At 60.6% G+C, this 13,056-nt stretch carries 13 protein-coding genes; 12 read left to right on the forward strand and 1 reads right to left on the reverse strand.

The window, feature by feature from the left end:
- From AB3X95_RS00265 to AB3X95_RS00310, 10 genes are all read left to right on the forward strand, one after another.
- Entirely contained in the window at positions 1-876 is an 876-nt protein-coding gene (locus AB3X95_RS00265) for a xanthine dehydrogenase family protein subunit M (protein ID WP_176123870.1), read from the forward strand.
- Positions 873-1,367, forward strand: coding sequence for a (2Fe-2S)-binding protein (locus AB3X95_RS00270; protein WP_368620386.1), 495 nt, complete (start codon positions 873-875; stop codon positions 1,365-1,367). The genes AB3X95_RS00265 and AB3X95_RS00270 overlap by 4 nt, the downstream gene beginning before the upstream one ends.
- Positions 1,364-3,715 (forward strand): molybdopterin cofactor-binding domain-containing protein, encoded by a 2,352-nt coding sequence (locus AB3X95_RS00275; protein ID WP_368620387.1) that lies wholly within the window; start codon positions 1,364-1,366, stop codon positions 3,713-3,715. The genes AB3X95_RS00270 and AB3X95_RS00275 overlap by 4 nt, the downstream gene beginning before the upstream one ends.
- Positions 3,712-4,524, forward strand: coding sequence for an IclR family transcriptional regulator (locus AB3X95_RS00280; protein WP_176123868.1), 813 nt, complete (start codon positions 3,712-3,714; stop codon positions 4,522-4,524). Before AB3X95_RS00275 ends, AB3X95_RS00280 begins: the two co-directional genes overlap by 4 nt.
- A complete protein-coding gene (locus tag AB3X95_RS00285; protein WP_368620388.1) occupies positions 4,514-5,758 on the forward strand; it encodes a CaiB/BaiF CoA transferase family protein in 1,245 nt (414 codons plus the stop codon). Before AB3X95_RS00280 ends, AB3X95_RS00285 begins: the two co-directional genes overlap by 11 nt.
- The gene (locus AB3X95_RS00290; protein WP_184224962.1) at positions 5,755-6,492 is read left to right on the forward strand and encodes an enoyl-CoA hydratase/isomerase family protein; all 738 of its coding nucleotides are present in this window, start codon (positions 5,755-5,757) and stop codon (positions 6,490-6,492) included. Before AB3X95_RS00285 ends, AB3X95_RS00290 begins: the two co-directional genes overlap by 4 nt.
- The gene (locus tag AB3X95_RS00295) at positions 6,489-7,292 is read left to right on the forward strand and encodes an alpha/beta fold hydrolase (RefSeq protein WP_184224961.1); all 804 of its coding nucleotides are present in this window, start codon (positions 6,489-6,491) and stop codon (positions 7,290-7,292) included. The genes AB3X95_RS00290 and AB3X95_RS00295 overlap by 4 nt, the downstream gene beginning before the upstream one ends.
- Positions 7,292-7,894 (forward strand): SRPBCC family protein, encoded by a 603-nt coding sequence (locus AB3X95_RS00300; protein WP_176367226.1) that lies wholly within the window; start codon positions 7,292-7,294, stop codon positions 7,892-7,894. Before AB3X95_RS00295 ends, AB3X95_RS00300 begins: the two co-directional genes overlap by 1 nt.
- A gap of 43 nt (positions 7,895-7,937) precedes the next feature.
- Positions 7,938-9,257, forward strand: a complete 1,320-nt coding sequence (locus AB3X95_RS00305) for an MFS transporter (RefSeq protein WP_368620389.1) — start codon at positions 7,938-7,940, stop codon at positions 9,255-9,257.
- Positions 9,258-9,363: 106 nt separating this feature from the next.
- On the forward strand, positions 9,364-10,446 hold the full coding sequence (locus tag AB3X95_RS00310; protein WP_176367227.1) for a porin: 1,083 nt from the start codon (positions 9,364-9,366) through the stop codon (positions 10,444-10,446).
- Positions 10,447-10,483: 37 nt separating this feature from the next.
- Here AB3X95_RS00310 and AB3X95_RS00315 read toward each other — a convergent pair whose 3' ends face one another.
- The gene (locus AB3X95_RS00315) at positions 10,484-11,161 is read right to left on the reverse strand and encodes a TetR/AcrR family transcriptional regulator (RefSeq protein WP_176367228.1); all 678 of its coding nucleotides are present in this window, start codon (positions 11,159-11,161) and stop codon (positions 10,484-10,486) included.
- Between the two features lie 300 nt (positions 11,162-11,461).
- Between AB3X95_RS00315 and AB3X95_RS00320 the strand changes: the two genes are divergently transcribed.
- Complete coding sequence (locus AB3X95_RS00320) at positions 11,462-11,884, forward strand: OB-fold domain-containing protein (protein ID WP_254905995.1); 423 nt, start codon at positions 11,462-11,464, stop codon at positions 11,882-11,884.
- Positions 11,881-13,053 carry a thiolase family protein gene (locus AB3X95_RS00325; protein WP_176123859.1) on the forward strand — a complete coding sequence of 391 codons (1,173 nt, stop codon included), beginning with the start codon at positions 11,881-11,883 and terminating at the stop codon, positions 13,051-13,053. The genes AB3X95_RS00320 and AB3X95_RS00325 overlap by 4 nt, the downstream gene beginning before the upstream one ends.
- The last annotated feature ends 3 nt before the right edge of the window (positions 13,054-13,056 follow it).

Raw genomic sequence — 13,056 nt, forward strand, 5'->3', positions numbered from 1 at the left:
ATGAAAGCCATCGCATTCGAGTACCACGCGCCGCGTAGCCGATCAGAGGCGCTGGCGTTGCTCGCGGAACAACCCAACGCCAAGGTGCTTGCAGGTGGGCAGTCGCTGATGCCGATGATGAATTTTCGCATTGCGCAGCCCAACCACCTGATCGACATCAACGGCGTCGCCGATCTTGCCGCCATCCACGCCGACGGCGCCGAATTGGCCATTGGTGCAATGACGCGTCAACGCGACCTACTGCGCTCGGAGCAACTGCGCGAGGCCATGCCTCTGATGGTCGAGGCATTGGGCCATGTCGGCCACTTGCAGACCCGCAACCGGGGCACGATAGGCGGCTCGCTTTGTCATGCCGACCCGGCGGCGGAATTGCCCACCGTGTGCACAGCGCTCGACGCCAGACTCACCGTAGAGAGCAGCGATGGAACGCGCGAGATCGCGATGGCTGATTGGGCACTGGGCTACCTGGTGACCAACCTTGAGCCGCACGAGATGCTGACCGGGATTCGTCTGCGCGCATGGCCGCGTGGTCATGGTTGGGCTTTTACCGAGTTCGCGCGCCGGCATGGCGACTTCGCCATCGTAAGCGTGGCTGTGCTGTTGGCGCCAGGCGCGGGCGCCAGGATCGCGCGCGCATCGATCGCACTGGGCGGGTGCGGTGACGCTCCGATCCGACTGCATGCAGCCGAAGCCCTGCTGGAAGGTCGAGTCGGTTGCGAGGATCTGTTCCGCGAGGCGGCAGGCTGTGCGGTTGATCTCGAAGCTGGCTCGGATGCGTACGTCAGCGCGGAGTACAGACGGCACCTCGCGCAGGTGCTTGTGCGACGCGGGCTGCTTACCGCGCATGCGCGCATGACACACGGAGGCACCGCATGAACGAAGCGGACATTACGACGACTGTCAATGGCGTAAAGGTCGAACGTACCGTCGCCGTGCGGACCTCGCTCGCCGACTTTCTGCGCTATGACCTTTGCCTTACCGGCACCCACGTGGGTTGCGAGCACGGCGCCTGTGGCGCATGCACCGTGCAAGTGGAAGGTGCTGCGGTGCGCTCCTGCCTGATGCTTGCAGTGCAGGTCAACGGCAGGCAGCTCGCGACCGTCGAATCGCTGGGCAAGCCAGATGCGCTTTCGCCGCTGCAACGCGCGTTCAGCAAACATCACGCACTGCAATGCGGTTTCTGCACGCCCGGTTTCCTGATGACGATTGATGCCTGGCTGGGCCAGTTACCGGCCGGCTACCTGCCAAACGACGAAGAGATCCGCGACATGCTCTCGGGTAACGTCTGCCGCTGTACCGGCTACCAGAACATCGTCGAGGCAGTGCGCGAACTGACGCGGGCACGCGCGAATGGAGCCGCGGCATGAAGCGTGACATCATGACCGGCACCCACTTCGGTGCTCCCGCTGCCCGCAAGGAGGACGCGGCGCTGGTGACTGGCACCGGATGCTATGTCGACGATATTCAGATACCCGACCTGCTGCACACCTTTATTCTGCGCAGCCCGATACCGCACGGCTGCATTCGAGCCATCGACTTGACGCGTGCCCGATCCGCGCCTGGCGTGGTGGCTGCCTTTGCGTTCGATGAATTGCCGGACTGCCTCAAGATCAAGCCGATGCCGTTGGTGATGCCTAATCCGGCGATCCGGCACCCGATCACGCAGTATGCGTTGGCCGACAAGGAGGTGCACTATGTTGGCGAGCCCGTGGCGGTCGTCGTGGCGCTCGCGCGTTCCTTGGCCGAGGATGCGGCTGAGCTCGCGGATATCGAATACGAAACCCTGCCGGCAGTGGTCTCCCTGGATCAGGCAATCGAGGCCGGCGCGCCCAGGGCGCACCTGGCGATCGAATCGAACCTCGCAGGCGAAGCGTTGTTCGCCGATGGCGACTGCAACGCGGCTTTCGCTTGTGCGCATAAGGTAATCAAGGCGAGCTTCGATCAACACCGCGGGGGCGCCTTCTTCATGGAAACGCGCGGCTGCGTCGCGGTGCCATCTCCCCTCGGCAAGAGTTTTACGCTGTACGGCGCAATGCAGGCACCGCACCGGATCAAACGCATCTTGCAGGAGTTGTTCGGCCTGGCCGACGACGAGTTGCGTGTTGTGGCGCCATCTGACGTGGGCGGAGGCTTCGGTCCGAAAGGCTCGTTCTACCCGGAGTACGCGTTGATTACGCACTGCGTGCAACTCCTGGGGCGTCCCGTGAAGTGGATCGAGGACCGGCGCGAGAATTTTGTCGCCACGCACCAGGAGCGCGACCAGAAATGGGACCTGGAGCTGGCCGTCGACCAGGAAGGGCGTATTTTGGGGCTTCGTGGCCAACTGGCTCATGACACCGGCGCCTACGTGCCCTGGGGTCTTGTCCTTCCCTGGATATCCATGACTACGCTCCAGGGGCCTTACGTCGTTCCAACCTTCGCGCTGACACTCAAGTCCTTCTTTACGAATAAGGTGCCCACTACCCCGGTACGCGGCGCAGGTCGGCCACAGGCGGTCTTCGCGATGGAGCGGCTCATGGACAGGGTGGCGCAGGAACTCGGGTTGGATCGGAGCGAAGTCCGTCGGCGCAACTTTATCCGTCCCGAGCAGATGCCCTTTAACTGCCGCGTGATTGGACGCGATGGCAGCCCCGTACTCTATGACAGCGGCGACTATCCCGGCACTCAGGCACTGGCGCTCCAAAACGGAGACTGGGCCGGCTTTCCGGCCCGCCAGACAGCCGCCAGGGCGCAAGGGCGCTATTTAGGTATCGGCCTCGCGAACTTTGTCGAGGCCACCGGCCTTGGACCGTACGAAGGCGCAACGGTGAAGATTGGCACTAACGGGAGTATCGTGGTTTACACCGGCGCTGCGCCGCAGGGCCAGTCGCACCACACGACACTGGCGCAGATTGCTGCCGACCAGCTGGGTGTTGCGCCAGCGGCAGTGAAGATCGTGACCGGCGATACCCAGGGCATCTCACTCGGCATCGGTACCTTTGCCGCGCGCAGCGCGGTCAACGCAGGAAACGCCGTGCACATGGCTTGCTGTGAAGTGCGGCACAAGATTCAGGCACTGGCGGCAAAAGTGCTCGAGGCGAATCCAGGACAAATTGTTCTGGCCGACGGCATGGTGTCGGTTGACGGTGCGCCGGAGCGCAGCATCAGCCTGGCCCGGTTGGCCGTAGTAGGCGTTGGTATGCCTGGTTACTCGCTCGACGAAGGCATGACACCCGGTCTCGAGCACACCAGCTATTTCTCGCCGGCTCAGTCCACCTTTTCTAATGGCTGCCATGTCGTCGAAGTCGAAGTGGACCCGGAGATCGGCGCCGTCAGGCTGTTGCGCTACGTCGTGGTAGACGACTGCGGCCGGCAGATCAACCCGATGGTGGTCCATGGGCAGGTCGTCGGGGGCGTCGTGCACGGCATCGGCAATGCGTTGCTCGAAGAACTGGTTTATGACGAGTCGGGGCAGTTGCTTTCGTGCAATTTCGGCGAGTATCTGCTGCCGCTGGCAAGCGATATCCCCGAAATCGAAGTGCTGCACACTGAGACACCCTCGCCACTCAATCCGCTGGGCGTCAAAGGCGCAGGCGAGGGCGGCACGCTGCCTGTGACGGCAGCGATTGCCTCGGCTATCGAGGAGGCGCTGAAGCCTTTCGACGTGACCATTACGCAGGTTCCGATCACACCCATGAGGCTGGTCGAAAAATTGAAGGCAGCCGGAACGCGATGAACATCTCAATGATCTCTGTTTCCGATGGCGTGCTTGCTCGCGGCGCCGCGATTATGCGAGTGCTGTGCGAAAGCGAAGTCGCGATGCCGATCAGCGCCATTTCACGTGCGCTGGGCATGGCACCGAGCAGTGTGCACCGCCTACTGGACCAACTGGTGACGGTGCGCTGGGTGGAGCGTACGACTAACCATCAGTACCGGGTTGGCTTCGAGTTTTATCGGCTGGGCTCGTTGGCTGCGAGCAGGGTCAAGCTGGTGGAATTGGCGCGCCCCCTGGTACAGCAACTGGTCTCGCGTTGCGACGAGACGGCGCTGTTCTCCGTGCGCATCCCGAACACGGGGCAAATGATCTTCGCCGAGCAGGTCGTCAGTTCGCAGCCGCTACGCTATAGCTTCCATCTGCACGAGCCGCGCTCGCTGATGTGGGGCGCCGCCGCGCGCGCGATTCTGGCCTCGATGCCGGAGCCCGAACAGCGCGACGTGCTGGCTCGCGCACCCGTATCGCCTACCGGGCGCAAGGTGCCGGCCTGGGCCACGTGGGCAAGGGAAGCGCGTGAGATCCGGCAACAGGGGTACGCGAGCTCGCGTGGCCACTATACCGACTGGGCGTTCGGCATTGCAGTTCCGGTTTTCGACGTTATCGGGGTAGTGGGAGCGCTGACCTTTGTCGCGCCGGAAATGCGCGTGCCGCCCGTAAGGGAGCGAACTCTGATCTCGGCGCTACAGGACGCCGCCCTCCATCTTTCGCGCAGCCTCGGAGCTCCGGTGGATGCCAACGCACTTTCAAGGAGTCAGCACCATGTGGCATGAACAACTCAAAGGCGTCGCTTTGGTTCGGGGGCTGCGAGTGATCGACATGACGCTGTTCCTGTCCGGCCCCTATGCCACCCAGGTCCTCGGTGATCTGGGTGCGGAGGTGCTCAAGATTGAACCGCTTACCGGCGACAACACCCGGGTATTGCCGCCCAACTTTATCGGCGAAGACAGCGCGTATTACCACAGTTGCAATCGCAATAAACGCAGTATTGCGTTGGACTACAGAACATCAGAGGGGGGCAAGCTGTTGGAGGAACTGGTGGCCAAGAGCGACGTCTTTATCGAGAATCTGAAGCCCGGCGCGATGGCTCGCTCAGGCATCACCTACGAGCGGCTGAAGGAGATCAATCCGCGGCTCATCTACTGCTCAATCAGTGGCTTCGGGCAAGATGGCCCGTATGCCGAACGGCCAGCCTACGATATGGTTGTGCAGGCCATGTCCGGCGGTATGAGTCTTACCGGCGAACGGGATGGCAAGCCGGTCCGGGCGGGCATTCCGCTGGCCGATATTTCCGCTGGCCTGTATGCGGTCATCGGCATCCTGGCCGCGCTGCTGCGGTGCGAGGAAACTGGGCAGGGCGAATATCTCGATATCTCGATGCTGGACTGCCAGGTGGCGATGCTGTCGTATCAAGCGGCCTATTACCTGGCATCGGGCAAGGTGCCTGGAACCCAGGGGCGCGAGCATGAATCCATACCGTCCTACCGCGCCTTCACTGCGCGCGACGGTATGGAGGTCGTGGTTACTGCCAATACTGACCGCATGTGGCAGTCGCTATGCGAGGCGATTGGCCGCACAGACTTGCGTGATGACCCCGAATTGAGCGGCCGGAAGGCGCGTTACGAGCAGAGACAGCGCATCTGGGATGCGTTGGAGACCGCATTCGTATCGCGTAATGCCGACGAATGGGTGCAGATCCTGGTGGCTCACGAGGTCCCAGTGAGCGTGGTCAACTCGCTGGACAGGGTCATGGCCGACCCTCAGGTGCGTCACCGCGGCATGGTGCTGGGTTTGCAGGGCCCGGCGGGCGAACAGCTTCAAGTGGCCGGTAATCCGATCAAGGTGGTTTCTCACCCTGACCAGACACATAGGTATCCGCCACCGCTTGGCGAAGGTACGCGCGAGGTGCTGGCCGAGCTGCTCGGCAAGAGCGAGGCGGAGATTCAACGCCTGCTTGCCGCCGACATCGTGCGCGAATGGATTCCGGCTAGCAAGGAGGTCGCATGAGCCTTGAAGCGGGTTTCGAGTGGAGCGCGGGTTCAGGCATCGGTCGCCTGTGCCTCGCCCGTCCAGACGATGGCAACACAGTCTCGCTGGCCATGATTCGCGGATTACAGTCTGCGCTTGCCGAGCTGGAAGCCGACCCGGCGGTGCGCGTGATCTTGCTCGAGGCGCAGGGCGAGGACTTCTGCCTTGGACGCAACGGTGAGGGCGAAAGTCGTGAAGGACTTTCGGCTTACGCGATTCACCAGCAGTTCCTGATGCCCATCCTTGACCTGTATGCGGCGATTGACCGCTGCGAGCTGCCTGTCGTGTCAGTGGTGCAGGGGCGCGCATTCGGCTTCGGCTGTGCGCTCGCGGCCGCATGCGATATCACGCTTGCCGGGGAGTCGGCGCAGTTCGCACTGCCAGAGATCCTGCGCGGCATTCCGCCCACGCTCGCCATGTCGGTGTTACGCGGCCGCGTAACGCCCAAGGCGATAGCCTACCTGATACACAGCGCGCTGGCGGTTGACGCTCGTACGGCGCGGGAGTTTGGTTTGGTTAGCCATGTGGTGCCGGACAGCAGGCTCCCTCAGGAAGCGGACTCGCTGCTCGCAGGGATGGCGAATCAGCAACGCATCGTCAATGCTACGGTCAAGGAATTCGTCACACTTGGGCCCGGCACTGAGCGGGTGCTGGCAAGCCGCTTGGCGGGTTTGCTGATGACAGTCAATCGATCGCATACGGCCGCAAGATGAAACACGGCACGCCAACGCAGCAATTGGACCTCGGCGCGCACAGCATCGCTTTCGTTGACGAAGGCCGCGGCTATCCCGTTCTGTGTCTGCATAGCCTTGCGGGTAGCCTGCGTATGTGGGATGGCGCGGCGCCGGAACTTGTTCGCCACTATCGCGTGCTTCGCTGCGATGCACGCGGGCATGGTGCCAGTACCGACGCCATGTCCTATACGGTCGAAGGGATGGCACACGACGCACTGGCCCTTCTCGACGCCCTGGGCATCACGCGCTGCGCTGTCTTGGGAATATCCATGGGCGGCCAGGCGGCGATGCACCTGGCGCTGGCGGCTCCGCACCGGGTCGCGGCCCTGGTGCTGGCGAACACCTCCGCAGGTGCTCTTCCCGACGCAAAGGAGCGCCTTGCCCAGACTAAAGCTCGCATCGACGAGATCGGCTATGAGCGTTTCGCCTCCGAGTATGTTGCCAGCCGACTTGCAGATGGGTCCGCCTCGTCCGCATACGCCGACTACTTGGGTGACGCCCTGGGACTGGGATCACAACGCTATGTCGCCACGTTGTGCTCGATTCTGACGCAGGACCTGACCGCCGAACTCCCGGGATTGCATGTGCCCGCTTTGCTCGTGAGCGGTACGGCCGACATCAGCACTACGCCCGAGCGCATGCGTGCACTGGGCGCACTGCTTCCCACTTGCCGGACACTGGAACTGGAAGGAGCAGGGCACTTCTCATGCCTTGATCAGCCTGAGCGATTTATTGCCGGCGTCCTTGAATTTTTGGCCTCGAACATAAAGGATTCCTGATGGCTTCGCATGTCACATGTCAGTTTAAGCTCTCGCTCCCGCCTCAACAGGTATGGGATGCTCTGAAGGACGTCGAGGGGGTTGCCCATTGCTTCCCCGGGGTAATGAGTGTCGAGGCGCTAGATGAACATGCCTGCAAGGGCGTGGTTCAGGTCCGCCTTGGCCCCATGCAACTGGAATTTGCCGGGCAATTTCTATACACCGAACTGGACGAGGCAAACTGGTGCGCGGCGGCCGATGCCCAGGGCCAGGACCGGCGCGGCCGCGGACGCGCCGAGTCGAAGATCCTCTTGAAGGTCCTGCCGGAAGGGATGGGCAGCGTGACCACGGTTGAAGCCAAAACCGAACTGAGCGGCACTGTCGCGCAATTCGGTCGCGCGAAAAGCGTTATCCAGGCGGTGGCGGAGACATTGATCGGCGATTTCGCCAAAAACCTCGAGGCGAAGCTGGCGCCGGAGCCGGCGGCTCCCTTGGCTGTGGCCGACCTCACGCCCGCCGCGGCCAATCCACCTGCCATGGTCAAGCGCGCACCAGTGGGCGGCTTGGGACTTGCGTTGCGCGCTCTGACGCAATGGTTGCGAGGGATGTTCTCCCGAGCTTAAACAAGCGGATAGAAAAATATCGAGAACATTTGGAGGCGAACACATGCGAGTCAACTCGACTTCGCTGGAGACGGCTGCTGCAAGCGTGAATTCCGGCAAACCTGGAGTAGGCAGGGCAGCGTGGATAGTCTTGGGCTCGGCCTTTTTGGGCTGGATGTTCGATGCCATGGACGTGTACCTGATCGTGGTCGTGATCATGCCTGCCCTGCACGATCTTCTCGGCACGTCGCACGCGGATGCTTCACAGATCCAGGGGGTCATCGTAGGGGCGAAGCTGCTTTGCTGGGGCATTGGCGGCATTACGTTCGGCGTTCTGGCGGACAAATTCGGTCGCGCGCGCGTGATGCTTGGCACGATGCTGATCTACTCAGGTTTCACGGCGGCCAGTGCGTTCGCTCAAAGCTGGCATCAACTCCTCTTGATCCAGATGTTGGCGGGCTTTGGCATTGGTGGCGAGTGGGCCGCTGGCGCCTCGCTTGTCGTTGAAACCTGGCCGGAAAAACATCGTGCAAAAGCGGTCCAGGTGATGCAGTTTGCGAATGTCGTCGGCCTGATTATTGCGTCAGCGCTCGGAATTCTTCTGGCCGGACTTGGATGGCGCTGGGTGCTCGCTGTTGGCGCTCTGCCGGCGGTCGTCAGTCTCGGCCTTCGGTTCGTGACCCCGGAATCAGAGCGTTGGAAAGAATCGCGGATTGCTGAAATCCAACACGCCGGACCCAAAATGGGTTCTTTGTCGGTGATATTCCGAGCGCCATTAAGGCGTCGTACGATCGTCGGCTCGCTCGTCGCTGCAGCAATGATGATTGGTAGCTGGGGGACAACTGTGCTTATCCCCGCGCTACTGAGAAAATTTATTCAATCGGCGGGCGATGCCGAATTTATGAGGCAAACCTCCATCTCATTTACGTGGGCCAACGTCGGGGCAGTTCTTGGATTTGGATTGACGCTGTTTTTAGTCGCATGGAATCCACGCATATCCAGACGGGTAGTTTATGCGCTCTTCTGTGCAGGTGCTTGGCTTGCGACGATCGCGCTCGTCACGGTCGCCAAAACACTGACAATGTTCCATCTGGCAATGTTTGCGTTCGGATTATTCGCGATCGGAGGATTCGGAATCCTCGCGCTATATCTAACGGAACTCTTTCCATTGCATGTTCGTGGAACGGGTCAGGGATTTACCTGGAACGTCGCTCGTATATTCACAGCAGCAGGTCCATTGGGGGTCTCACTGGCATTGGCGAAATCTGGAATATACGTCGTCGGCGTTTCAATTTCGGCAGCATTCTGGATCGGGCTTGTCGCCATCAGGTTTGGGCCGGAAACGAGCTCGGTTGCCAAAGACGGGCAGGGGGCAGATTCATAAGTCAGAAGGCGTCGGATCATCCGAAGATGTGAGCAAGCTCCTTTTATGAATCGTTTCATTTATAAATTAATAAATACTACTACATATAAATTATTGGAGGCTATATATGACACCCGTCCGTCATAACCGCGGATTTCGCACCCTCTCCGTAGCAGCAGGCGTCCTTTTTGCCAATGGGGCGCATGCCCAGAGCAGCGTCACGCTCTATGGGGCGCTCGATCAGGATATCCTCTATACGAACAAGACTTTGAATCCGGCGACCATGAAGAATGGCGGCAGTCAGGTTTCGCTGGTGAATGGCGGCTGGCAGCCATCGCGCTTTGGCTTGACGGGCAGCGAAGACCTCGGTGACGGCTTTAATGCATCCTTTAAGCTTGAAAGCGGCATCAACGTTCCCACCGGCGGTTTCAATGATTCGAACGGCAATTTCTTCGGTCGTCAGGCATGGATCGCACTAGACAGTCGATACGGCGAAATCAAGACCGGTCTTCAGTTCTCGCCATTCCTCATTGCTGTGGTTGCGCTCGATCCGCGCGAATTCTCGTTTTTCGGCGGCAGCGCGGCGATCTATGCGCACAACGTTGCCGCCACGGGCATCTTCACGCCGAATGCAATCACCTATTCGAGCCCGGACTTTGCCGGGCTGCGCGGACGCGCCATGCTGTCACTCGGCAACGTCGCGGGCTCGTTCCAGGCCGGACGCGCGTACTCAGGTAGCCTGGAATACTCTCTCGGCTTTCTGTTGATTACTGCGGCGATCTATGACTCCAATCCCGGCAGCGCGACCGTAACGCCAATACCTTCGACGGTTGCCTTTGAGGGACGGGTGATCGGCGCATCGTACAACTTCGGCTCGGTGATATTGAAAGCGTCGCTCACCAACTACAAGGTAAAGAGTGCGCTCAACAACAACGTTTATGGCGGTGGCATCGAGTATCGTGCGACACCGGCACTGACATTGAATTCCGCTATCAATTACATCACTGATCCCGACAACAGGAACAACCATTCCCTACTGGCTTCCATCGGGGCACAGTACGACCTGTCGAAGCGTACGTTGGTCTATGCACAGGCCGCGATCGTGAACAATCACGGCGCAGAAACCACCGGCTTTTCGGTTACCGGTGAACTGTCCGCTCCGGCCGGCAGCACGGTGGGCATCAACATGGGCCTGCGCCACGTTTTCTGACCTTGTTCACCATGGGGTATGTGTGGCGACGCGTTATTCAATGCGCGCGATAGCGCATCAGGAACGTGGAGACTGCACTGCCGATGATCCTTTCAACGTCTTCGTCGGAGATCGCATGATCGATCTGCATTAGACGGGGAAAGTAAAGCGTTTCTCCCAACATGCCGATGAACTCGGCGCGTGCGAGCCGCACGTCGGCAATCTTCAGGCAGCCTTCTCCCACCCGCTTTGCCAACCAGGCGTCCGTTACGTCGCTGAAGAGATCTTTCGCGCGCTGTAAACGCAGGCCCATGTCGGGAAAGCTTCGCACCTGAGCAATGACCAGTCGCATTGCGGCAATCATGTTGGGCTCGGAAACAAGCTCGTTGTAAGCGCGTGCAATCTCACGCAAGCCCGACTCGACTTCCGGCGGCACGGCGTGATCCTTCCAGCGTGCGAACAACTGATGGAAGAGATGGTCCATCGCCTCGGTGAAGAGGATATCCTTACCGGGAAAATGTTTGTACAGCGTCGCGTATGACACTGCTGCGCGATCGCCGATGGAATCCATCGTGGCCGCGTCGTATCCGTTTTCCAGAAAACTTGCAATTGCGACCTCGAGTATCAGTGCACGCTTTTCTCTGCTAACGCGCTGCTGATACCCCTGTACGCCCTCCGGCGCGTGATTCTCTGCCCGCGAGTGGGGCGTCTTCTTTCCTGCCTTCGCTATTGCCACTTATAAGCTCCAAAACTGTCGGTCTGCAAGGCATTCTGCCCGCCGTTGGCGAAACTCGCCAGCAAGCGAGACCTCCGAGGAATTCTCGGAATCAGGCGGTTGAGCGGACTTTGCGGCTCACGCTCAGCACTGACCGGGTGCCGACGCAGCGGTAAGAGCATATAGCGACGGCGTTCCCGACTAGCAGGCGGCACTTCGATTCTCTCTGAAGGCAACCGCGGGCACCGGGTTTTCCCTACCTTTCTGGCTGCAGTTTATGAGTATAGTGTATTACACACTACACCATGGAAGCGATCAGGAATGAGAGTCAGCGTGAATGGCTTCAGACGATTAGGGACAGCCTCAGTTGTAAGAGGCAGGAAGGGCTGGTCATTACTCGGGGCGAAGTGCTCCGATTGCGAAACGCAGATCTATCCGGTACTCACCGTGTGCCCACAATGCGGCGGTCGTGACTTCGTCGCGTCGCTGTTGCCGGCGATCGGCACCCTCTACTGCCACAGCGTGGTGCATATGGGACCAAGAGGCGTCGACACGCCCTACACCGTCGGGTATGTGGACCTGAGCGATAGTCTGCGGCTTTTCGGGCGTATCGAAATGCCGGTTGGCGCCGTACAGACGGGGCAGCAGCTCGAATTGCGAGTGGAACCGGCAAACAGGCAAGCGAGCCAATTCATCTATTTTTTTACCGCACCCAGCGAAGTTTCGCAGCAGGTGGATTCATGAGCGTGACGAACGGTTTGAGGAGCGTGAGCCTCGTTGGCACGGGCATGATTCGTTTTGGGCGTTTCCCGGAAGTGAGTCTGTCCCAACTCGCCGCGCCAGCGGTCATCGAGGCACTTGATGAAGCCGGAATCGATGGACGACGCGTCGGCGCTATTTATTGCGGTACGGTATCCGGTGGTCCGTTGGCTGCCCAACGTATCGGACGGGAGACGGGGCTGACCGGCATCGAAGCGGCCAATTTCGAAAACGCCTGCTCCTCGTCGGCGAGCGCATTCCGGCAAGCCTACCTCGCGATTGCCGCGGGTGCGGTGGATTGTGCACTCGTGGTTGGAGCAGAGCAATTGACTCGTCTCGGAGGCGGGCCACTTGACCTCGGCGATGAGGATGTCGAGTCGGCGAACGGATTGACGATGCCGGCGCTGTACGCCATGCGCGCACAGCGATACATGCATGAATTCGATTTATCACCCGGCGATCTCGCGCAGATCGCTGTCAAGGCCAGGGCGAATGGAGCGCTCAACCCCTACGCACAGATCCGCAGCACCGTCTCGGTGGAGGAAGTGCTCAGCAGCCGACCGGTCGCCTCGCCGCTGACTTCGCATCAGTGCTGCCCGCTCGGCGACGGCGCAGCCGCGGTGGTGCTTGCGGCCTCGAATCTTCCCATTGCGAATCGGCAAGGTGCCGTGACGGTTCTTGCGTCCCATCTGACGTCGGGCCGTTATATGCAGGCAGGCAGGGATATGACGACGCCCGAAGTCACTGTGCGTTGCGCGACCGAAACCTATGAATCCTGCGGCATCGGCCCTTCCGACATCGATCTCGTCGAGTGTCACGATGCCTTCACCATCGCTGAATTGCTGTACTACGAAGCACTGGGTTTTGCCGCCCACGGAGAGGGGGTGGGTTTGATCAGAGGTGGTCAAACGGCGCTAAGCGGACGGATTCCGTTCAACCCGTCCGGCGGTCTGCTCTGCAGGGGCCATCCGCTCGGAGCGTCAGGGATCGCGCAGATTGTCGAAATAACACGCCAGTTGCAAGGACGCTGCGGCGCACGGCAGGTCGGGCAAGACAGGCCGCGCGGTCCACGAGTCGGACTGGCGCACATCACCGGTGGAGGCACTTACGGCTTCGATCACGGTGCGTGCGCGATACACATTCTTGGAAGGTGAGAA

This window comes from Paraburkholderia sp. BR13444 (assembly GCF_040948755.1).
Lineage (GTDB): Bacteria > Pseudomonadota > Gammaproteobacteria > Burkholderiales > Burkholderiaceae > Paraburkholderia > Paraburkholderia youngii.

Coding starts and splice junctions, on each gene's coding strand:
- AB3X95_RS00270 (WP_368620386.1), top strand. CDS start 873: ATGAACGAAGCGGACATTACGACGACTGTCAATGGCGTAAAGGTCGAA.
- AB3X95_RS00265 (WP_176123870.1), top strand. CDS start 1: ATGAAAGCCATCGCATTCGAGTACCACGCGCCGCGTAGCCGATCAGAG.
- AB3X95_RS00325 (WP_176123859.1), top strand. CDS start 11,881: ATGAGCGTGACGAACGGTTTGAGGAGCGTGAGCCTCGTTGGCACGGGC.
- AB3X95_RS00295 (WP_184224961.1), top strand. CDS start 6,489: ATGAAACACGGCACGCCAACGCAGCAATTGGACCTCGGCGCGCACAGC.
- AB3X95_RS00275 (WP_368620387.1), top strand. CDS start 1,364: ATGAAGCGTGACATCATGACCGGCACCCACTTCGGTGCTCCCGCTGCC.
- AB3X95_RS00305 (WP_368620389.1), top strand. CDS start 7,938: ATGCGAGTCAACTCGACTTCGCTGGAGACGGCTGCTGCAAGCGTGAAT.
- AB3X95_RS00320 (WP_254905995.1), top strand. CDS start 11,462: ATGAGAGTCAGCGTGAATGGCTTCAGACGATTAGGGACAGCCTCAGTT.
- AB3X95_RS00300 (WP_176367226.1), top strand. CDS start 7,292: ATGGCTTCGCATGTCACATGTCAGTTTAAGCTCTCGCTCCCGCCTCAA.
- AB3X95_RS00290 (WP_184224962.1), top strand. CDS start 5,755: ATGAGCCTTGAAGCGGGTTTCGAGTGGAGCGCGGGTTCAGGCATCGGT.
- AB3X95_RS00280 (WP_176123868.1), top strand. CDS start 3,712: ATGAACATCTCAATGATCTCTGTTTCCGATGGCGTGCTTGCTCGCGGC.
- AB3X95_RS00285 (WP_368620388.1), top strand. CDS start 4,514: ATGTGGCATGAACAACTCAAAGGCGTCGCTTTGGTTCGGGGGCTGCGA.
- AB3X95_RS00310 (WP_176367227.1), top strand. CDS start 9,364: ATGACACCCGTCCGTCATAACCGCGGATTTCGCACCCTCTCCGTAGCA.